The 21,659-nt window shown below is 61.2% G+C and carries 15 protein-coding genes and 2 pseudogenes; 4 read left to right on the forward strand and 13 right to left on the reverse strand.

The genetic code is table 11. From position 1 onward, the window contains the following. The first annotated feature begins 81 nt into the window (after positions 1–81). Positions 82–780: a glutathione binding-like protein gene (locus ACIP8I_RS03445; protein WP_400758688.1), complete on the forward strand. Its 699-nt coding sequence runs from the start codon at positions 82–84 to the stop codon at positions 778–780. Between the two features lie 240 nt (positions 781–1,020). Continuing rightward, complete coding sequence (gene hemB / locus ACIP8I_RS03450; protein ID WP_400758689.1) at positions 1,021–1,995, forward strand: porphobilinogen synthase; 975 nt, start codon at positions 1,021–1,023, stop codon at positions 1,993–1,995. A gap of 120 nt (positions 1,996–2,115) precedes the next feature. On the opposite strand, the gene ACIP8I_RS03455 is transcribed toward hemB, so the two are convergent. Further along, positions 2,116–3,651: an FAD-dependent oxidoreductase gene (locus tag ACIP8I_RS03455; RefSeq protein WP_400758691.1), complete on the reverse strand. Its 1,536-nt coding sequence runs from the start codon at positions 3,649–3,651 to the stop codon at positions 2,116–2,118. A gap of 251 nt (positions 3,652–3,902) precedes the next feature. Further along, a complete protein-coding gene (locus ACIP8I_RS03460; protein ID WP_400758693.1) occupies positions 3,903–6,107 on the reverse strand; it encodes a TonB-dependent receptor in 2,205 nt (734 codons plus the stop codon). Between the two features lie 325 nt (positions 6,108–6,432). On the opposite strand from ACIP8I_RS03460, the gene ACIP8I_RS03465 reads away from it, so the two are divergent. Beyond that, positions 6,433–7,524 carry a DUF1615 domain-containing protein gene (locus ACIP8I_RS03465; RefSeq protein ID WP_400758694.1) on the forward strand — a complete coding sequence of 364 codons (1,092 nt, stop codon included), beginning with the start codon at positions 6,433–6,435 and terminating at the stop codon, positions 7,522–7,524. Positions 7,525–7,625: 101 nt separating this feature from the next. Here ACIP8I_RS03465 and ACIP8I_RS03470 read toward each other — a convergent pair whose 3' ends face one another. The 10 genes and pseudogenes from ACIP8I_RS03470 to ACIP8I_RS03515 form a co-directional block, all read right to left on the reverse strand. After that, positions 7,626–9,260 carry an ABC transporter ATP-binding protein gene (locus ACIP8I_RS03470; RefSeq protein ID WP_400758696.1) on the reverse strand — a complete coding sequence of 545 codons (1,635 nt, stop codon included), beginning with the start codon at positions 9,258–9,260 and terminating at the stop codon, positions 7,626–7,628. Between the two features lie 14 nt (positions 9,261–9,274). After that, a complete protein-coding gene (locus tag ACIP8I_RS03475; RefSeq protein WP_400758698.1) occupies positions 9,275–10,297 on the reverse strand; it encodes an ABC transporter permease in 1,023 nt (340 codons plus the stop codon). Beyond that, positions 10,297–11,361 carry a microcin C ABC transporter permease YejB gene (locus tag ACIP8I_RS03480; protein WP_400758700.1) on the reverse strand — a complete coding sequence of 355 codons (1,065 nt, stop codon included), beginning with the start codon at positions 11,359–11,361 and terminating at the stop codon, positions 10,297–10,299. Before ACIP8I_RS03480 ends, ACIP8I_RS03475 begins: the two co-directional genes overlap by 1 nt. 1 nt (position 11,362) lies before the next feature. Further along, positions 11,363–13,228: an extracellular solute-binding protein gene (locus ACIP8I_RS03485; RefSeq protein WP_400758702.1), complete on the reverse strand. Its 1,866-nt coding sequence runs from the start codon at positions 13,226–13,228 to the stop codon at positions 11,363–11,365. Between the two features lie 188 nt (positions 13,229–13,416). After that, positions 13,417–13,662 (reverse strand): annotated as a pseudogene (locus tag ACIP8I_RS03490) (ABC transporter substrate-binding protein); the annotation flags it as partial. Between the two features lie 188 nt (positions 13,663–13,850). Beyond that, a pseudogene (locus tag ACIP8I_RS03495) lies at positions 13,851–14,096 on the reverse strand (ABC transporter substrate-binding protein); the annotation flags it as partial. Positions 14,097–14,296: 200 nt separating this feature from the next. After that, positions 14,297–17,008, reverse strand: coding sequence for a TonB-dependent receptor (locus tag ACIP8I_RS03500; RefSeq protein ID WP_400758704.1), 2,712 nt, complete (start codon positions 17,006–17,008; stop codon positions 14,297–14,299). 206 nt (positions 17,009–17,214) lie between these two features. After that, on the reverse strand, positions 17,215–17,616 hold the full coding sequence (locus tag ACIP8I_RS03505) for a biopolymer transporter ExbD (protein ID WP_003223575.1): 402 nt from the start codon (positions 17,614–17,616) through the stop codon (positions 17,215–17,217). Then, a complete protein-coding gene (locus ACIP8I_RS03510) occupies positions 17,616–18,323 on the reverse strand; it encodes a MotA/TolQ/ExbB proton channel family protein (protein WP_007966644.1) in 708 nt (235 codons plus the stop codon). The genes ACIP8I_RS03505 and ACIP8I_RS03510 overlap by 1 nt, the downstream gene beginning before the upstream one ends. A 51-nt stretch (positions 18,324–18,374) precedes the next feature. Beyond that, complete coding sequence (locus ACIP8I_RS03515) at positions 18,375–19,193, reverse strand: energy transducer TonB (RefSeq protein ID WP_400758706.1); 819 nt, start codon at positions 19,191–19,193, stop codon at positions 18,375–18,377. Positions 19,194–20,353: 1,160 nt separating this feature from the next. Here ACIP8I_RS03515 and ACIP8I_RS03520 point away from each other — a divergent pair. Further along, the gene (locus ACIP8I_RS03520; RefSeq protein ID WP_400758708.1) at positions 20,354–20,977 is read left to right on the forward strand and encodes a glutathione S-transferase N-terminal domain-containing protein; all 624 of its coding nucleotides are present in this window, start codon (positions 20,354–20,356) and stop codon (positions 20,975–20,977) included. A 128-nt stretch (positions 20,978–21,105) separates the two neighbouring features. Here the strand turns inward: ACIP8I_RS03520 and ACIP8I_RS03525 are convergent, their stop codons facing one another. Further along, a complete protein-coding gene (locus tag ACIP8I_RS03525; RefSeq protein ID WP_007966640.1) occupies positions 21,106–21,546 on the reverse strand; it encodes a CBS domain-containing protein in 441 nt (146 codons plus the stop codon). Between the last annotated feature and the right edge of the window lie 113 nt (positions 21,547–21,659).

The raw sequence follows: 21,659 nt of genomic DNA on the forward strand, positions 1-21,659 counted from the left end.
TTAGAAACCAAATCAAAAGATCGCAGCCTGCAGCAGCGCCTACATTATGATCAGTGTTTTCCTTGTGACTGGATGTTTGCCATGACCGATCTGTCCGCGTTCCCGATCACCCAGAAATGGCCGGCGCAGTACCCCGACTGGATTCAGCTCTATTCGCTGCCGACTCCCAACGGCGTCAAGGTCTCGATCATGCTCGAAGAGATCGGCCTGCCGTACGAGCCGCACCGTGTGGGCTTCGACACGCAGGATCAGCTGTCTCCCGAGTTCCTGTCGCTGAACCCCAACAACAAGATTCCGGCGATCCTCGACCCCCATGGCCCCGAGGACCAGCCGCTGCCACTGTTCGAGTCCGGCGCGATCCTGATCTACCTCGCTGACAAGAGCGGCCAGTTGCTGGCCCAGGAAGGCGCGCTGCGTTACGAGACGATTCAGTGGCTGATGTTCCAGATGGGCGGTATCGGCCCGATGTTCGGCCAGCTCGGTTTCTTCAACAAATTCGCCGGCAAGGATTACGAGGACAAGCGCCCCCGTGATCGCTACGTCGAAGAAAGCAAGCGCCTGCTCAGCGTGCTCGACAAAAGTCTGGAAGGGCGCGACTGGATCATGGGCGAGCGCTACACCATCGCCGACATCGCCACGTTCCCGTGGGTGCGTAACCTGATCGGGTTCTACGAGGCGGGGGATCTGGTGGGCATCATCAACTTCCCGAACGTGACCCGGGTGCTGGAGCGCTTTCTGGCGCGCCCGGCGGTCGTTCGAGGCCTGACCATTCCCTCGTAATCAACACAATTCCCTGTAGGAGCTGCCGCAGGCTGCGATCTTTTGATCTTGTCTTCTAAAAACAAAGTCAAAAGATCGCAGCCTGCGGCAGCTCCTACAGGGGAATGTGGGTTGTCTGACGGATTATTGCGCTGACGGTAATGCTGTCTTGATTGATCCAGGTTTGTACCGGCGCCCAACGAAGGCATAAGCTTCGCCCCCTACGACTTTCGTCTCATCTTCCGATTTCAGGAAAGCCCCATGTCCAGCCAGTTCCCCGAAGCACGTCCCCGCCGTCTGCGCCGCAATGCGAGCCTGCGCAGCCTGTTCCAGGAAACCGAGTTCAGCCTGAATGATCTGGTGCTGCCGATTTTCGTCGAAGAAGAGATCGACGACTTCGTGCCGATCAAGAGCATGCCGGGGGTGATGCGCATTCCCGAGCGCAAGCTGGCCAGTGAAATCGAGCGTTATGCCCGTGCCGGGATCAAGTCGGTGATGACCTTTGGCGTGTCCCATCATCTGGACGCCAACGGCAGCGACACCTGGCGCGAAAACGGCCTGGTCTCGCGCATGTCGCGGATTGCCAAGGACGCGGTGCCGGAAATGATCGTGATGTCCGACACCTGCTTCTGCGAATACACCGATCACGGCCACTGTGGCGTGATGCACAACCACGAAGTCGACAACGACCAGACCCTGATCAACCTCGGCAAGCAAGCCGTGGCGGCGGCGCGTGCCGGCGCTGACGTGATCGCCCCGTCGGCGGCGATGGACGGCCAGGTACGGGCAATTCGCCGGGCACTGGATGACGCCGGTTTCACCCAGATTCCGATCATGGCCTACTCGACCAAATTCGCCTCGGCACTCTACGGCCCGTTCCGCGAGGCCGGTGGCAGCGCGCTGAAGGGCGACCGCAAAAGTTATCAGATGAACCCGATGAACCGCCGCGAAGCCCTGCGCGAATCGCTGCTCGACGAACAGGAAGGCGCCGATGCGCTGATGGTCAAACCGGCCGGCGCGTACCTCGACATCATCCGCGACATCCGTGAAACCTCGAACCTGCCGCTGTCGGCGTATCAGGTCAGCGGCGAGTACGCGATGATCAAGTTCGGCGCGCAGGCCGGTGCAATCGACGAGGATCGCGTGGTGCGCGAAAGCCTGGGCGCGATCAAGCGTGCGGGGGCGGATCTGATCTTCACCTACTTTGCGATGGATCTGGCGCTGGCCGGGATCTGAACCCCAGCGCACAACCCGTGTAGGAGTGAGCCTGCTCGCGATAGCGGTGTATCAGTCACAGCATTTTTGACTGACACACCGCTATCGCGAGCAGGCTCACTCCTACAGTTTTGTGCTGGGTCAGGGGCAGTTGAAGTAGGGGCGGATGCCGTGATCCCGGAAATACCGCTCGATCACCTTCGGATCCGCACTGTTATCGGCAATCGCCACATAGGTATCCGGGCGCAGCAGATAAAACCCGTTACGCGCCAACCCCGCCGTGTCAAACGCCGGTCGCCAGTCGAACACGTGCAGCGGCAGATGGTGTTCGTTGCACCAGGCGATCATCTCGTCGCTGGTGTCGCCGTACACGTGCACCTGCCAGCACGGCTGGCGCAGCGGTTCGTAGTTATCCCCCTCACCATCATGCGCCCACGGCAAGCGGTCGCCGCCGTGGACGTGGCCGGCCGTGCCCTGGCTCAGCGGCATGCCGCGATAGTTGAGGGTGACTTGCGAGACGGTGCGAAACAGGAACTCGCGGCTGGCCTCGAATGAAGCCATTTTCGGGATCAGAAACGGCGCCAGGCGTGTGCGCAGCAGATCGGCGATGCGCCCCTCGGCGGTGACGAACGTGAACACCTTGTCGGTGGTCGACACCAGCCGCCGAGCGAAGGCAATGCGCTCGGTTTCGTAAGTGTCGAGCAGCTTCGTCGTGGCGCTGCCGTTGAGCACGGCGGCGAGTTTCCACGCCAGATTGATCGCATCGCCAATGCCGGTGTTCATGCCCTGGCCGCCGGCGGGGCTGTGCACGTGCGCGGCATCGCCGAGCAGAAACGCCCGGCCGCTGCGAAAGTGCTCGGCCACGCGGTGATGCACGCGGTAGGTGGAGAACCAGTTGACCTCGTCGATGTGCACTTTCAGGTGCTCGATGGCGCGGCTGCTGACGTCGGCAAATTGCAGGGTTTCGGCGCGGTCGGCACGTTCGTCGCGGACCGTGCCGATCAGTCGCGCGCGGCCTTCACCGGCCAGCGGGAACACCGCGAGAAAATCCGCTTCGTCCAGATCCAGGTGCAGTTCGCCATTGAGCGCCGGGCCGCTGGCCTGTACATCCGCGACGTAGAAAATCTGCTGATAGGTGCCGCCCGGAAAACCGCTGTCGAGGGCTTTGCGCACCACCGAGCGGGCGCCATCGCAGCCTGCCAGATAGCATGCCTGACACATTTCCTGTTGCCCGTCGGGCAAGCGCAGATGCGCGCTGAGCCCATCGCCGGTTTCTTCGAAACTCTCGAGTTCGGTGTTGCGCTCAACGACTACGTCGTAGTCCTCGAGGCGCTCAAGCAGGAGCCGTTCGTGCTGATCCTGGGGAAAGATTTCGATGAACGAGTAGGGCGTCAGGCCTTCGCCGATGCGCTGCAACGGCAACTGCGCGACCGGTTTGCCCTTGACCCAGAAATTCGCCGCCGCGACCTTGTGGCCGTTGCGCACCACGGTGTCGGCCAGGTCCATCTGGCGGTACAACTCCAGGGTGCGTGCCTGCACCGCCAGCGCCCGCGAGGTGGTGCCGGGGGCGGAGGTCTTGTCGATGATACGCACGCGCACGCCCAGTTTGCTCAGCCACAGGGCCAGCACCAGACCGGTCGGGCCGGCACCGATGATCAGTACGTCGCTGCGGTTCATGGCCTGTCCTCCGTTGGCTGTGCAGCAAGTATGGATCAGCAGGGTGGGGCGGCCAGTTTGTCGGCCAGACGGAAAAAGGCCCCGCGGCGGTGGCGCTGCCGAGCCTTATTGATATCTGGCTGAGATTTTGTGGCGAGGGAGCTTGCTCCCGCTGGGTCGCGAAGCGGCCCTCCGCTTCTTTGATCAAAGCGGACTGCTGCGCAGTCCAGCGGGAGCAAGCTCCCTCGCCACAGGGGGTGTTCAACAGCGGGTTAGAAATCGATGGTGCCCGACAGCTTCGCCACCCGTGGCTCACCCTGGGTCAGATAGCCGCCCTGCGCCGATTCCCAGTATTTCTTGTTGGCCAGGTTCTCGACGCCCAGACGCAGGGTCACGTCTTTCTGCGAAACCTTGAAGGCGTAACGCGCACCGGCGTCGAAGCGGTTCCAGGTCGGCAGGCTGAGGTTGTTGGCCGCGTCGGCGTACTGGCCGCCGGTGCGCAGCATCCGCGCATTCAGCGCCACACCTTGCAGGCCCGGTACATCCCAGTCGGCGCCAGCGTTGAACTGGAAGCTCGGCACACCGATGGCGCGGTTGCCGTCGTTGGCGCCGTTCTGGGTGTTGCGCAGCTCGGTGTCCATCAGGGTCAGGCCGCTGATCAGACGCAGGCCATTGATCGGCTCGCCGAACACGTTCATTTCCACGCCTTTGTTGATCTGTTCGCCTTCACGCACGTAAGTGCAGGTGGTGGCGCTGTTGATTTCGCAGTAACCGTCGCTTGGCTGTTCGATGCGATACACGCCCAGGCTCGCGCCGTAGCTGCCCATGTCGACCTTGACCCCGGCCTCTGTCTGCTTGGAGCGCGCCGGTGCGTAGACTTCGTTGCCGTTGGTCACGCGCAAGCCGCCGGTGCTGGTCGGCGAGGTCGGGCCTTGCGCCAGGCCTTCGATGTGGTTGGCGTAGAACGACACATGTTCCCACGGCTTGAACACGATGCCGTAGACCGGCGTGGTGATCGATTCGTCGTAGCTCGACTTGCGGCTGCCGCTGCCGTAACTGGCGTAGTTGTAGCCCTGCACCACCAGTTGCTGACGACGCAGGCCGGCGGTGATCAGCAGGCGGTCGTCGAAGAAACCGAGGGTGTCGGAGAGCGCGAGGCTGCGGTTGAAGGTCTTGCCGACGATGCCCGGATCGCTGAGGTCGCCGCCGGAAAAATTGCCGACCGGCGACGGCGTTTCCACCGGGTGGTAGATGTTGTTGGCGTACTTGGTCAGGTCGAAATCGTAGGCGCTGCGCTGTTCCGCCCACAGGCCGCTCAGACCGAAATTGAGCTTGTGGCTGACCGCGCCGGTGTTGAACTTGCCGTTGAGCCCGGCCATCAGGCTGGTGTTGTCTTCATCGTGCGGAATGAACGAGCCGGTGGTGTACGAAGCGCCATTGTTGCCCACCAGCGTGGTCGAGTTGTAGCGGCCGACTTCGCGGGTGTGTTTGGCGCCGCCGGCGACGTACGCGGTCCAGTTGTCGTTCAGGTCGTATTCGGCGCGGAGCATGCCGAAAGTGTCCTCGATGTCGGTGTAACCCCATTTCGGCGCGTAGTTGGTGTCGGCCGATGGCGCGTCCGGAATGTGCGTGGCAGTGCCGAGGTTGACCGAGTTGCGGCCGCCGTTGACGCGCTCCTTCTGGTAGGCGAAGTCACCGGAAATACGCAGCGCGTCACCGCGATAATCGAGGCCGACGCTGAACAGTTTCGAGCGCTGGTTTTCGTGGTCGATGCCGGTGTCGCCTTCGCGCTGGGACAGGTTGATCCGCGCGCCGAAGCGGTTGTCTTCACCGAAACGCTGGCCGATATCGAAGTGCTGACCGATGCGGCCTTCGCTGTTGATGTCGGTGGTGTAGCGGCGCAGCGGCTCGTCGCCGGCACGCTTGGGCTGCAGGTTGACGCCGCCACCGATGCCGGAACCGGTCGGGGTTACGCCGTTGATGAAAGCGTTGGGGCCTTTGAACACTTCCACACGCTCCAGGGCATCAGTGGAAATGATCTGCCGTGGCAGCACGCCGTACAGGCCGTTATAGGAAATGTCGTCACCGTTGAGCGGCAGGCCGCGGATCATGAACACCTGCGCCTGGTTGGAGAAACCCGAAGCCTGGCGCACCGACGAATCGTTGAGCAGCACGTCGGCGACGTTTTCCGCCTGTTGGTCCTGAATCAGCTGTTCGGTGTAGGACGCGGCGCTGAAGGGCACATCCATCATGTCCTGATTGCCCAACACGCCGAGCTGGCCGCCACGCGCGACCTGACCGCCGGAATAGGCCGGGGGCAGGGCGTTGGGCGTCGGTGCCTGGGCATTGATGTTGACGTCCTCCAGCACCAGCGCTTGGTTATCGCCTTCGGCGGCGTGAGCGGTGACAGTCAGGGAGCACAGCAGGGCGAGAAGCGTCGGGCGAAAAGGGACAGCGAGACGAGCTGAGGCGGGCATGTCGATACCTGGAGGCGTACGGCCGGTGAGAAAAATTGAACGGCGCGGGGGAACTCCTTGCGCAAATACGACTCCAGGCGCAAATGATAGTAGTTCGCAGTAACGTTTTGCAAACTGTTTATCTTGCTGAAATTCCAGATCCGAATGAAAACCTGTGGCGAGGGGATTCATCCCCGATGGCGCGCGGAGCGGGCCGCTTTAATATTGGAGGGCTGCTGCGCAGTCCATCGGGGATAAATCCCCTCACCACAAAGGTCACAGTCCTAGCCTGCGTCACTCCTTTGATCGTATGGTGAACCCGCCTTAACGCACGCCAAGGAGCGCCATGCACACCCCTCGATTACTCATTACCCTCGCCGCGCTGCTGGCGCTCGCCGGTTGCGCCGGCCAGCGCAGCCAGGAGCCGGCGCCACGTGCGCCCGCCGAAGTAAAGGCCGAAATCGTCCGGCTGATGCCGACAAAAGTGCCCGACCGCCAAGGCTGGGCCACCGACATCTACGCCGCGTTCGCCGCGCAGAACATCAGCCCGACCACGCAAAACCTCTGTTCGGTGCTGGCCGTGGCCGAGCAGGAATCAACCTATCAGGTAGACCCGACGGTGCCGGGGCTGGGCAAGATCGCTCGCGACGAAATCGACCGCCGCGCCGGCAAGGCGCACATCCCCGGAATGCTGGTCAGCGCCGCGCTGGCGGTGCGTTCGCCCAGCGGCAAAAGCTACAGCGAACGCCTCAACGCGGCACGCAGCGAGAAAGAGTTGAGCGCGATCTTCGACGATTTCATTGGCATGGTGCCGATGGGCCGCACCTTGTTCGGCGGCTTCAACCCGGTACACACCGCCGGACCGATGCAGGTCAGCATCGAATTCGCCGAGCAGCACGCCAAGGATTATCCGTACCCGGTCAACGGCACGATCCGCCACGAAGTATTCACCCGTCGTGGCGGCATGTACTTCGGTATCGCGCATTTACTTGGCTACCCGGTGAGTTACCGCGAGCCACTGTATCGCTTCGCCGACTTCAATGCCGGTTGGTACGCCAGCCGCAATGCCGCGTTCCAGAACGCCGTCAGCCGAGCTTCGGGCATCCCGCTGGCGCTGGATGGCGACTTGATCCGCTACGACTCGATCATGCCCGGCACGACCGAACTGGCGGTGCGCACCCTCGGCAAGTCGCTGGGCATGCGCAACCCGACCATTCGCGATCAACTGGAGAAGGGCAAGACCCTGGAATTCGAAGAAACCAAACTCTACCAGCGCGTGTTCGAACTCGCCGAGCAGGCTGAAGGCAAGACCTTGCCACGTGCGGTGTTGCCGGGGATCGTTTTGCAGAGCCCGAAAATCACCCGCAAACTGACCACGGCGTGGTTCGCCAAACGTGTGGATGAGCGCTACAAACGCTGCATGGCCAAGGGCGGGTGAGCCGCCGTTACAGCACTCTGACTGCGCGGCGGCCCGGTTGGCTTGCCCCAATCAACCTGTGGGAGCGAGCTTGCTCGCGAAGGCGTCGTGTCAGTCGGCACTCATGTCACTGGAAGACCGCTATCGCGAGCAGGCTCGCTCCTGCAGGGATTTGTATCTGTCTTCAGGCCGGAGGCTTTCAGCAGTTCCTGTGTATAGGGGTGCTGCGGTGCAGCAAAAATCTCCCGCGACGAACCCTGTTCCACCACCTTGCCATCCTTGATCACCATCAGGTCGTGGGCCAGCGCATGCACCACCGCCAGGTCATGGCTGATAAACAAATACGTCAGCCCATGCTTGATCTGCAGTTGCCGCAACAGATCCACCACTTGTTTCTGCACCGTGCGATCCAGCGCCGAGGTCGGTTCGTCGAGCAGGATCAGCGCCGGCTCCAGCACCAGTGCGCGGGCGATGGAGATGCGCTGGCGCTGGCCGCCGGAAAATTCGTGGGGGTAGCGATGACGGCTCTTGGGGTCGAGGCCGACTTCTTCAAGTACGCGAATCACTGCTGCTTCGCGCTCGGCCTCGGTGCCGATGCCATGGGTCAGCAACCCTTCGGCAATGATCTGCTGCACCGACATGCGCGGGCTCAGGCTGCCGAACGGGTCCTGGAACACCACCTGAATCTGCCGCCGCAAGGGGCGCATCAAACGCTGATTGAGCAGGCTCAACTGCTTGTTGCCGAAGCGAATATCGCCCTCGGATTCCACCAGCCGCAGGATCGCCTGGCCCAGCGTCGATTTGCCCGAACCGGACTCGCCGACAATCCCCAGGGTCTTGCCGCGTTGCAGGCGGAAACTGACCCCGTTCACCGCTTTGATGTAATCCTGCGAACGACTGAACAGCGCCTTGGGCAGGGGAAACCAGACCTTCAGATCATCGACTTCCAGCAGGTTGTGCTGGTACGGACTCGGCACCGGCGCGCCGCTCGGTTCAGCTTCGATCAGCAAGCGGCTGTAAGGATGCTGCGGCGCGCGAAACAGCGTCTCGCAGTCAGCCTGTTCAACGATTTCGCCGTGGCGCATCACGCATACCCGTTGCGCGATGCGCCGCACCAGATTCAGATCGTGACTGATCAGCAGCATCGACATGCCGAGCCGCTGTTGCAGTTCGATCAGCAACTCGAGAATTTTCTGCTGCACGGTCACGTCCAGCGCCGTGGTCGGCTCATCGGCGATCAGCAGTTCCGGTTCGTTGGCCAGTGCCATCGCAATCATCACCCGTTGCCGCTGACCGCCGGAGAGCTGATGCGGATAGGCTTTCAAACGCTGCAACGGCTGGCGAATGCCCACCAGTTCCAGCAGCTCCAACGTGCGCTCACGGGCTGCGCGGCCCTTGAGACCCTTGTGAATCTCCAGCACTTCGCCGACCTGTCGCTCCACGGTGTGCAGGGGATTGAGCGAGGTCATCGGCTCCTGGAAAATCATCGCAATCCGGTTGCCGCGCAAACCACGCATCTGCTGCTCGCTGGCGTGCAGCAAGTTCACCCCGTTGTAAGCAATCGAACCGTTGCTGCTGACGGTTTTGCCCGGCAGCAGACGCAAAATCGAATGCGCCGTCACCGACTTGCCCGAGCCGGACTCACCGACCAGCGCCAGGCATTCGCCTCGGCGGATATCGAGGTGCAAACCGTGCACCACTTCCTGCCCGGCGAAGGCGACACGCAGGTCGCGGATTTCCATCAGGTTGTCGCTCATCTCAGCTCCTCGGATCAAGATCGTGGATCAAACGCATCACGGCAAGCCTCACCGATGAACACCAACAACGACAAAATCAGCGCCAAGGCAAAAAACGCCGTCAGCCCCAGCCACGGCGCTTGCAGATTGCGCTTGGCCTGGCCGATCAGTTCGCCCAGCGAGGCGGTCCCGGCGGGCATGCCGAAACCGAGGAAATCCAGCGCGGTGAGGGTGGCGATGGCGCCGGTCAGAATGAACGGCAGGTAGGTCAGTGTGGAGGTCATCGCGTTGGGCAGGATGTGCCGCAACATCAGTTCGCTGTCGGTCAGCCCCAGCGCCCGCGCAGCTTTGACATATTCCAGATTGCGGCCACGCAGGAACTCCGCGCGCACCACATCCACCAATGCCAGCCAGGAAAACAGCGCCATGATCCCCAGCAACCACCAGAAGCTCGGCGAGACAAAACCGGACAGAATGATCAGCAGATACAGCACCGGCAGCCCCGACCAGATTTCCAGCACCCGTTGCCCAAGCAAATCGACCCAGCCACCGTAATAACCCTGCAAGGCTCCGGCAACGATGCCGACCAACGCACTGATGCCGGTGAGGATCAGCGCAAACAGAATTGAAATCCGCGTGCCGAAAATCACCCGTGCCAACACGTCCCGGGCCTGATCGTCGGTGCCCAGCCAATTGCTGGAAGAGGGTGGGCTGGGTGCCGGTTCAGTCAGGTCGTAATTGACCGTGTCGTAGCTGAACGGGATCGGCGGAAACAGCATCCAGCCGCCCTGATCCTCGATCAGCGAGTGCACGTAAGCGCTGGCGTAATCCGGCTGGAACGGCAGCTCGCCACCGAAATCGGTTTCCAGGTATTCGCTGAGGATCGGGAAGTACCAGGCGCCGTGGTAGCGGATCACCAACGGTTTGTCGTTGGCGATCAGTTCGCCACCGAGGCAGATCAGGCACAGCCCGAGGAACAGCCACAACGACCAGCGCCCACGGCGATTGGCCTTGAACTGCGCGACCCGGCGCTGACCCAGAGGAGAGAGTGTGAACATCAGGCAGTCCTCGCCGAGAAGTCGATGCGCGGGTCGAGCAGGGTGTAGCAGAGGTCGCCGATCAGCTTGATCAACAGGCCAAACAGGGTGAACAGGAACAGCGCGCCGAACACCACCGGGTAGTCACGCGACACCGCCGCCTCGTAACTCATGCGCCCGAGGCCGTCGAGGTTGAAGATGGTTTCAATCAGCAAGGAACCGGCGAAAAACACCTCGATCAGCGCCGAGGGCACCCCGGCCACCACCAGCAGCATCGCGTTGCGAAACACGTGGCCGTAAAGCACGCGGCGCTCGGTCAAACCCTTGGCCCGCGCGGTGATCACGTACTGGCGGCTGATCTCGTTGAGGAAGCTGTTTTTGGTGAGGATGGTCAGGGTGGCGAACCCGCCGATCACCAGCGCCGTGACCGGCAACACCAGGTGCCAGAGGTAGTCGCCGACCTTGCCCAAGGTGCTGAGGCTGTCGAAGTTATCCGACATCAGGCCCTGCACCGGAAACCAGTTGACGTAGCTGCCGCCGGCGAACACCACGATCAGCAGCATCGCAAACAGAAACGCTGGCATCGCATAGCCAATGATGATCGCCGTGCTGCTCCAGACATCGAACGCGCTGCCGTTGCTGATTGCTTTGCGGATGCCCAGCGGGATTGAAATCAGGTAGGTGATCAGCGTCGCCCACAGGCCGAGTGACAACGACACCGGCAGTTTCTGCACGATCAGATCGGTGACCTTGGCGCCGCGAAAGAAACTGCTGCCCAGATCCAGCTGTGCGTAGTTTTTCAGCATCAGCCATAGGCGTTCGTGCATCGGTTTGTCGAAACCGTAGTGATGCTTGATTTCCTCGATCAGCGCCGGATCGAGGCCACGGCTGCTGCGCCCGGCACCGCCAACCGAGGCGACTTCGCCACCGCCGCCCATGTTGTGTCCGCCGAAGCCTTGCAGGCGGGCAATGGCTTGTTCGACCGGGCCACCCGGCGCGGCCTGCACGATGAGGAAATTGACCACCAGAATGCACAGCAGCGTGGGGATGATCAGCAGCAAACGTCGACTCAGATAACGCAGCATGTCACTGGCCCCCCGCGAGCTGGGTGTGCATCTGTTGCGTGGTCAACGGCTTGGCCGAGACCTCCCACCAGGTGTTGAGGCCTTCGTCGTACGCCGGTTGCACCGGTGGCATGCCGAAGCGGTTCTGATACACCGTTGGCGTGCCTTTGGAGTAGTAGTTGGGAATCATGTAGTAACCCCATTGCAGCACCCGGTCGAGGGCGCGGGCGTAATGCACCATGGCGTCGCGGGTGTCGGCCTTGACCAGCCCGTCGATCAGTTGATCGACCGCCGGGTTGGCCAGCACCATCGAGTTCGAACTGCCGACTTGCGTGGCACTTTGCGAGGCATACAGGCTGTACAGCTCGCGGCCGGGGGAGACGATCGGATCGCCGCTGCGCGGGAAACTGGTGACGATCATGTCGTAGTCCCGGGCGTTGAGGCGGTTGACGTATTGCGCCGAGTCGATCCGGCGCAGATTGAGGGTGATGCCGATCTGCGCGAGGGTGCGTTTGAACGGCAACAGCATGCGGTCGAAACCGCCCTGACCGTCGAGAAAGGTGAACTCCAGAGGTTCGCCGGCGGCGTTGATCAGTCGGCTGTGTTGTGGTGTCCAGCCGGCCTCGGCGAGCAGCTTCAGCGCTTGCAGCTGTTTGTCTCGGATGTAGCCGCTGCCGTCGGTTTTCGGCGCCTGATACACCGTGGTGAACACCTCGTCGGGAATCTGCCCGCGCAACGGTTCGAGGATCTTCAGTTCCTCGGCGTCGGGCAGGGCGGTGGCGGCCATTTCACTCTTCGGCCAAAAGCTGTTCTGGCGCACGTAGAAGCCACGCATCATCTGCTTGTTGGTCCATTCGAAATCCCACAGCAGGCTGATCGCCTGACGCACACGGCGATCCTGAAAGATCGGGTTTTGCAGATTGAACACGAAGCCTTGGGCGGCGGTAGGTTTTTCCGGAGCGAGGATCGCCTGCTGTAAGCGACCGTCACGCAGCGCCGGACTGTCGTAACCCACCACATAACCGGACGAGGAAAACTCGCGGTTGTAGTCGAAGGCCCCGGCCTGCAACAGTTGCCGGGCGACGTCGGTGTCACCGTAGAAATTCACCGTGAGCGTGTCGAAGTTGTACATGCCGCGACTGACCGGCAGGTCCTTGCCCCACCAGTCCGGGTCACGCTGAAAACTGATGCTGCGTCCGGCATCGACCTTGCTCACGCGGTACGGGCCGCTGCCCAGCGGTGGCTCGAAGCCGCCGCCGTTGGCGAAATCGCGAGTCTTCCACCAGTGTTCGGGCACCACGCGTAGCGTCGCGAGGTCCAGCGCCAGGGTGCGGTTGAGGTTGTTCTTGAAGGTGAAGCGCACCTGCCGTGGGCCTTCGATCAGCACGTCCTGCACGTCGGCGTATTGCTGGCGATAACTGAGGCTGCCCTTGGTCATCAGCAGGTTGAAGGTGTAGCGCACGTCCTCGGCGGTGATCGGCGTGCCGTCGGCGAAGCGCGCCTTGGGGTTGAGGGTGAAGCGTACCCAGAGGCCCTCGGCATCGCGTTCCATCTGTTGCGCGACCAGCCCGTAAACAGTGTAGGGCTCGTCCAGCGAACGGAACGCCAGCGGCGCATACACCCAGTCGTTGATCTGCACCACGGAAATGCCTTGATCGGCATACGGGGTGATGTAGTTGTACTGGCCGATTTCCATCGACGCGCGACTGAGCGAACCACCCTTGGGCGCGTCGGGATCGACGAAATCGAAATGCTTGAAACCCGCCGGATACTTCGGCGCCTCGCCGTATACCGTCAGTGCGTAGCTGCCGGCGGCCAGCGCCGAGGTGCCGGTGCACAGCAGTGCGCTGCCCAAAAGCAGGCCAGCCATGTTGCGCATGAATCTCATGAAGTTTTTCCTCTAAGCCCGAAAACTCACTGGCAACGCTGAAAACTGTGGCGAGGGAGCTTGCTCCCGCTGGGCTGCGAAGCAGCCCCAAAAAATCGGATTAACCCTGCAGATTTTTGTGAGTGCTGCGCACTCAAGCGGGAGCAAGCTCCCTCGCCACAAAGGTTTGCATTCACCCGGTGTCGCGGTGTAATGCCTTGATCGGCATACGGAGTGATGTAGTTGTACTGGCCGATTTCCATCGACGCGCGACTGAGCGAACCGCCCTTGGGCGCATCGGGATCGACGAAATCGAAATGCTCGAAACCCGCCGGATACTTCGGCGCCTCGCCGTATACCGTCATTGCGTAGCTGCCGGTGGCCACTGCTGAGGTGCCGGTGCATAACAGTGCGCTGCCCAAAAGCAGGCCAGCCATGTTGCGCATGAATCTCATGAAGTTTTTCCTCTAAGCCCGAAAACTCACTGGCAACGCTGAAACTGTGGCGAGGGAGCTTGCTCCCGCTGGGCTGCGAAGCAGCCCCCAAAAAATCAGATTAACCCTGCAGATTTTTGTGAGTGCTGCGCACTCAAGCGGGAGCAAGCTCCCTCGCCACAAAGGTTTGCATTCACCCGGTGTCGCGGTGTAATGCCTTGATCGGCATACGGGGTGATGTAGTTGTACTGGCCGATTTCCATCGACGCGCGACTGAGCGAACCGCCCTTGGGCGCGTCGGGATCGACGAAATCGAAATGCTCGAAACCCGCCGGATACTTCGGCGCCTCGCCGTATACCGTCAGTGCGTAGCTGCCGGCGGCCAGTGCTGAGGTGCCGGTGCATAGCAGCGCACTGCCGAGCAGCAGAGCGGCCATGTTGCGCATGAAAGTCATGAAGTTCTTCCTCTAAGCCCGAAAACTCACTGGCAACGCTTAAAACTGTGGCGAGGGAGCTTGCTCCCGCTGGGCTGCGAAGCAGCCCCAAAAAAATCGGATTAACCCTGCAGATTTTTGTGAGTGCTGCGCACTCAAGCGGGAGCAAGCTCCCTCGCCACAAAGGTTTGCATTCACCCGGTGTTGCGGTGTTTTGTGCTTTAGAAGTGATACGTCATGCGCGCAAACAGCGTGCGGCCCAGCGGGTCGGTGTAGCGCGGGTCATAGCCGCTCTGGAAGTTGTAGGCCTGGTTGGAGAACGGCGGGTTGCGGTCGAACATGTTCTTCATCCCGGCATCGACATCCAGCACCTTGTTGAAGGTGTAGCCGGCCGACAGGTCCCACACCGAATACGACGCCACGCGCGCATGGGTATCGCGGTCGTAGTCGTTGTAACCGGTGGTGAAGCGGTTGGTCAGCGACGCGCGAGCCGCGCCGAAGGTCCAACTGCCGGTGAGGTTGTGTTTCCAGCGCGCGATCACCCCATCCCCTTCGAAGTCGCCGACCTTGTCGGTGAACGGGCCTTTGATGGTGCTCTGGAAGTCGTAACTGTCGACGTAGGTGCCTTGCAGTCCGAGACCGAACTGGCCGTAAGGCGTGTTCGGGAAGCGGTAGTCCAGCGACACATCGACACCGTTGGTCTCGACGATACCGAGGTTGGCGTTGCCGGTGACGATGTAGTTGAGCGTACCGTCGGCGTTGCGCACGAAGCGATCCGGGTAGCTGCCGGCCTGATCGAACACGGTGGATTCAGGGAACGGCTGGATCTGGTTGGAAATGTGAATCCACCAGAAATCCAGACCCACCGACAGGTTGCTGACCGGCTGATAGACGAAGCCCAGCGTCACGTTGCGCGCCTTCTCCGGGGCCAGGTCTTCGTTACCGCCAATCTGGTTGAGGAACTGCTGGCCGCAATCGCGCCCGCCGTTGCCACCCGGTTGCACCACGCCACCGGTACACAGCACCGGGTCGTTGTAGTAGCCCTGGGTGTAGGTGATGCTGCGCGGCGAATACAGCTCGTAAAGTGACGGTGCACGGAAGCCTTCACTGTAGGCGCCGCGCACCACCAGCTCTTTGAGCGGTTGATAACGGAACGAATATTTCGGGTTGGTGGTGCTGCCGAAGTCGCTGTATTTGTCGTGACGCACGGCGGCGGACAGTTCGAGGCTGTCGAGCACCGGCACGTTGATTTCGGCATACGCGGCTTTCACGCTGCGGTCGCCCTCGACGCTGCCGGCCGGGTCGATGCCGAGGCTCTGAATGTCGCCGGCAAACTGCTCGAAATCCTGATGGAATTTCTCTTTGCGGTACTCGCCACCCAGTGCCAGACCGGCAGGGCCGGCACCGAACCAGTCACCGATCTCGCGGCTGACCCGCCCGTCGAAACCGGCGACGCGGCCGACAGCGGTGGAGTAGGCGCCGTGGTACATGGCCTGGTCGATGTACTGCTGACCGGCGGCCGATTGCGGGCCGAACGGGTTGAGCAGACCACTGGCCAGACCGTTGATCATCGCCTGATCGCTGACATATCCGCTGGTGACGCTGGAGACGATTTTGTTCTGGTTGTACGAGGCGCCGACGTTGTAATCCCAACCGCCGACCAGACCGTCGAAGCTCAGCAGAAAGCGCTGACTGGTGTTCTGGTCTTTCGATTCACGCGGGCCGGCAGCAGTCTCGCGCCAGTTGACATCGACCGGCTGCGTCGGGTCGAGGGCGAAGCCGGTCGGGCCGGGGGTGATGCCGTTGCCGGGGTAGTAGGGCGACGACGAGTCCAGGCTCAAACCGGTGAGCGGCGCCGGGCCGACCGCCGTGGCGTTGTTGTTGCGCGACCAGAAGTATTCGAGGTTGACGTTGTGGTCATCCGCCAGCTTGCCGGTGGTCTTGCCGAAGAACGACGTCTTTTCGGTTTGCGGAATCAGGTCGATGTATTCACGGGTACTGAAACGGCACAAGCCGTCGCGGGCCACCAGGTTGGGGCCGTTGCAATTGCTGTTGGCCAACGGGTTGGTGGCGTTGCCGTTCTGGCTGTAGTTGCCGGGGAACGCGGTGCCGGAGGTCTGGTCCAGACCACGTCCGGGCACATAGTCGCGGGCGAAGGAGCGGTCGTTGGCATCGAGGTTCTGCTGCTTGTTGTAGTTGAATACACCGAGCACGTTGAAGCGGTCTTGCTCCAGATCTCCGTAGCCCCAACTGGCACTCATGTCTTTGCTGGCACCGCCGCCGCTGTGGGTCGGGGTTTCGCCACCGAGGGTGAGCTGGCCGTCGGTCAGGGATTTCTTGGTGATGAAGTTGATCACGCCGCCGATGGCGTCGGTGCCGTACAGGGCTGATGCGCCGTCGCGCAGCACCTCCACGCGCTCGATCGCGGCAAACGGGATCATGTTCAGATCCACCGCGCCGCCGGCCGAGTTGGTGCCCGACAAGGCGTTGTTCGCCAGGCGTCGACCGTTGAGCAGCACCAGCGTTTTGTTCGCGCCGATGCCGCGCATGTCGGCAAACGAAGCGCCGCCAGTAGCGGCGCCGACCGAGCCGGCGCTGTTGTTGATCGACTGGCTGCCGGTGATCCGCTGCACCAGTTCGGCGGTGGTGGTCACGCCCTGTTTGCGCAACTCATCGGCCTTGAGGATGGTGATCGGCACCGCCGTTTCCGCGTCGACCCGGCGAATCGCCGAACCCGTCACTTCCACCCGTTGCAGTTGCGTGGTCGGCGCCACCACCGCTGCCGCAGCGGGCACGGCGGCGTTGTCATCCTCGGCGGCTTGCACAGTCCCGGCGCCCATCCCCATGGCCACCAGATACAACGGGACAAAACGGTGACGAGAGATCGTTGCCACCAACGGTTTGAGCGTGAAGCGTGGAGTGTTCATCAGCATGGTTGTTTCCGACTTGTCAGACGTTATCGAATTGGCCTTGTGAGCCCCTCATTGCTCCGCTTTCGGTGATACCGCGTGCGGAAAACCACTTTCTTCAAGCAAGCCGATCCCCTCCGAACACGCGTTGCGTTTTTTCGGTCGGCTGATTGCGACGGGATGCTTCAGCGGTGCCGGGCGCGCTTCTAAACGCGCGGCCGGCACCGCACTCAGTGGGTGGTCATCACCGAAATCTTGCTGATGCCCGAGCGTTCGATGGATGCCATGGCCTTGGCCACCTGGCCATAATTGACGTTGGCGTCGGCCTGCAACTGCACCCGCACTTCGGCGTCCTTGGCCTTGACCTCCTTGAGGCTGGCCTCCAAAGACTCCGGCGCCAGTTCGGTTTTCGCCAGATAGAACTTGCCGTCCTGATCGACGCTGACCACCACCGGGTCTTTCTTTTCGGCGGGGGCGACGGCATCGGTTTTCGGCAGGTTGACCTTGATCGCGTTGGTCATCAGCGGTGCGGTGACGATGAACACCACCAGCAGCACGAGCATCACGTCCACCAGCGGCGTGACGTTCATTTCGCTGAGCACTTCATCGCTGTCTTGCGTGGAAAAGGACATCAGCTGGCCTCCCGCACGGCGGCTGTGGTTTTACTGGCGATGGCCTGACGGCTGATGGAAAACGCACTGCGCGAGGCGAGGGCGTCGAAGTCGTGAGCGAAGTCATCCATGTCTGCCGAGGCGAGTTTCAGGCGGCGCAGGAAGAAGTTGTAAATCAGCACCGCCGGGACCGCGACGGCGATCCCCACACCGGTGGCGATCAGTGCATGACCGATCGGGCCGGCGACCGCTTCAAGGCTGGCCGAACCGGTTTCGCCGATGCTTTGCAGGGCTTCCATGATTCCCCACACGGTACCGAACAGACCAATGAACGGCGCGGTGCTACCGATACTGGCGAGGATCGCCTGACCGTTTTCCAGCGAGCGGCGTTCTTTCTGGATCTGCTGGCGCAGGTTGCGCTCCAGGCGATCGGAGCGGTTGATGGTGTGCGCCAGTTGTTGCGTGGTGCGCGGCGATTCTTCCACCAGCAAGGCTTCGAAACCGCTGCTGGCGATGCGTGCCAGCGAGCCCGGATACTGGCTGGCGTGTTCGGCCGCGGTGAGCAGATCCGGCGCGCCCCAGAAGGCTTTGCTGAACTGTTTGTTCTGGGCTTTCTGGCGCAGGTATTGCGCCGACTTGACCAGCAGGATCGCCCAGCTGACCACGGAAAACAGCACCAGGCCCCAGAGCACACCGGGGACAATCATCGAAGACAGTGAATTGTTCATCGCTACACCTCGCTTGCATTAAGTCGGTTGTGAGTTCGTCGGGTTGTGCCGTTATTGCGGCAATTTGAAATCGATGGTCTGGGTGGCGAAGCCGTCAATCGGCGTGTCACCGCGTTTGGCCGGAATGAACTTCCAGTTCTTCACCGCCGCGACGGCGGCGTCATCCAGTTGCGGCTTGCCGCTGGACTTGGTCACTGTCACCGAGCCGGCGCGACCGTTGGCCAGCACCTGAATGCGCAGCACCACGCTGCCTTCCCAATTGCGCCGCAGCGCCAGCGACGGGTATTCCGGCGGCGGGTTGCCAAGGCTGGCGAGACCGGAAATCGCTGCCGATTCCTTGACCGGGGCAGGCGCGGCGGCCGGGGCCGGTGGCGCGCTCGGTGTCGCCGGCGCAGCGGGAGCGGCCGGTTGTGCCGGGGCGGGCGGAGCTTTCGGCGGCTCGACTTTCTTCACCGGTTTGGGCTTCTCGACCGGTTTCGGTTTTTCGATCGGCTTGGGTTTCTCTGCCGGTTTTGGCGGGGGCTTGACCGCGTCTTCATCTTCCACCGGTTGTTCCGGTTCCGGTGGTGGAGGGGGCGGCGGTGGTGGTTCCGGTGTGGGCGGTGCCGGCGGCGTCGGGCTGCTTAGCTCGACGGTCATTTCCGGAATCTGCGGCGGGGTCGGCAGTGGCTCGGGCCGGCTCTGCTGGAAAAACCACCAGGCGCCGCCGTGTATCAGCGCTGACACCGCCACCAGCAACAGCATCTGTTGCTTGCTCAACCCGCCAGGCTGCGAAGTGTTGGCCGTGAAGGCCGGCCTGTCCGGTGGCGGCGGGATTGGCGCTTCCCGTAACGGCCCCGGCAGGGTTCTGTGCTTTACCGCATCGTTCATTAAAGCTCCCTCGGGTTGATGAAGGGCAATAAGCTGCCGTCCGAACATAGGGGTGATGTTCGAGTGGGTGGGTGCAACTTTCTTCAAGGTGTGCGCAGGCCGATAGTTGAACTATCTATTGAGCCGGGCTTGCTTACAGTTACTGGCTTAGAGCCATCGACTTCGAGTGTTCATTAGCCATTCCCTGGTGTTGTTCTATGTAGGAGCTGCCGCAGGCTCGGGCCGCGATCGGACGATATTTTGACCTTTGTCCTTATAGGCAACATCAAAAGATCGCAGCCTGCGGCAGCTCCTACAGTTGATTACGCAAATTTTGTTTTGCAACCGCTGTGCCAAATGTTGCCGAAATGTAGAGCGGTTATTTCATGGCTGTTACCCATGTCGCATTTATATAAATTTTATTGGCGGACCGAGTTTTCTTTAGTGCATGACTGTCCACGACCCCAAATTTCGGGGCTTTTTTACGGGCGAGTCAGGCCTGGCGCTGTATCAGGCGGATTTGCCGGATAGAGCCGCTGAGCTCGGGTCTGCCGGGGCATTTGCTGGTGCGCGGCGGACTGATTTGGTGCGGGTCAATGAATTAGCGGGTCACAGGTTGTATTCCTTGTTTTTGTTCAATTGAAATCAATGTCTTGATATTGGTTAGTTGTGATCGGTGGAGCGCTTTTGGTGCAATAAGGAAAAATCTGAAGTTATTGTTCGACAATCCTGCTATTGGTCTTCGAACTGTTGTTGGCGCAATAACTTCATGGGTTGTATTTAAAAAATAAATAGTGTGCTGCCGCTGGCGCAAGCAATGGCGCCAAACGCAGGGCATGACTGTCTGGTTCAGGTAATAAGGTAAGGGTATTGATTGCCGGGACTGTTACGGCGAACTCGGTTTTGCACCGATGAATACCAACAGGCTTTGCAGAGCGTTTGAAGATTCACGCGGTGAACTCCTTGTTGCCAGCTCGGATACGCGAACTTTTGGTTCGGTATCGCACCTTACAAGAACGCGGATAGCGTTCGATGATTGCTCTTGGTGCGGGATGGGCACCGCCAGCGCTGTTTTGCGAGGTTTGAATTCGCAAGTCGCGATTGCATGGGAAAAACGTGCCAAAGCGGATACACCCGCTATAAATAGGGCTACACAGATCTGTCGAGATCGAGGAGGGGGCATGTATCAACTGTACGGACATCGCAATTCAGGTGCCGCAGCCATCGAGGCGGCGCTGGAGTTATGCCAGATCGCCTATCGCTTTATCGATATCGAAGCCTCAAGCGAAGCCGCCGAGGCACTGGCGCGCCTCAATCCACTGAAGCAGGTGCCGACCCTGCAATTGCCCGATGGCAGTGCGATCACCGAAAGTGTGGCGATTCTGATTCATCTGGGCCTGAGCTTTCCCGAATCCGGTCTGTTGCCGGCCAAGGCGGCTGATCGCGATCAGGCGATTCGCGGCATGGTCTACATCGCCAGCAATTGCTACGCGGCCATCGGTGTCATCGATTACCCCGAGCGCTGGCTGGTGATGCCGGACGAAGCCTCACGGCAAAACCTGATGGCCGGCGCCCGTGAGCGTTTGCACTGGAGTTGGGAAGTGTTTGCCGACCAGTTTTCCGCCGAGTTGTACCTGGACGACGAAACGCCCGGCGCGCTGGACGTGCTGGCGGCCGTGGTGACGCGCTGGTCGGGCAGCCGCGAACACCTGCGCCAGAGCCGTCCGGGGTTCTATGCGTGGTTGCAGCGCATCGACCGGCACCCGGTGCTGGCACCTGTCTTCGCCCGGCACTGGCCTTCCTGAATACACCGCAAAACCAATTGTAGGAGTGAGCCTGCTCGCGATAGCGGTCTGTCGGTGACAGCATCATTGACTGACAAACCGCTATCGCGAGCAGGCTCACTCCTACAGGATGTGTGGCGGATTTTGGATCATTCCCCGCGAATGTACTGCTCCAACTGCTTGATCAGCTCCGCCTGTTCGGCAATCGCCTCTTTCACCAGGTCACCGATCGACAGCAGGCCGATCAGTTTGCCGTTCTCCACCACCGGCAAGTGGCGCAAGCGTTTGTCGGACATGATGCCCAGGCAGGTGTCGACGGTCTGGTGGGTGTCCACGGTGATCACCGGTGAAACCATGATGTCGCGCACCGGCGTGCCGACCGACGAGCGCCCGTGCAGCACCAGTTTGCGCGCGTAATCGCGTTCGCTGATGATGCCCAGCACTTCGTCGTTATCCACCACCAGCAAGGCCCCGACGTTTTTCTCGGCCATCTTCATCAGCGCTTCGAGCACCATGTGATCGGGCTTGATCTGGTGCACTTCCTGATTTTTCTGATCTTTGAGCTTGAGCAGTTGGGCGACGGTCTTCATGGCGGTTACTCAGGTGTTGTCGTTGTTCTTCAAGCATCGTAGACCCTGGCGCGCAGGGCAAGGTGGCAAAGCGGCAGATAGCACGCAAAAAACGTCATTTGCCGGTTTTTCCG

This window comes from Pseudomonas sp. NPDC088414 (assembly GCF_044753325.1).
Taxonomy (GTDB): domain Bacteria; phylum Pseudomonadota; class Gammaproteobacteria; order Pseudomonadales; family Pseudomonadaceae; genus Aquipseudomonas.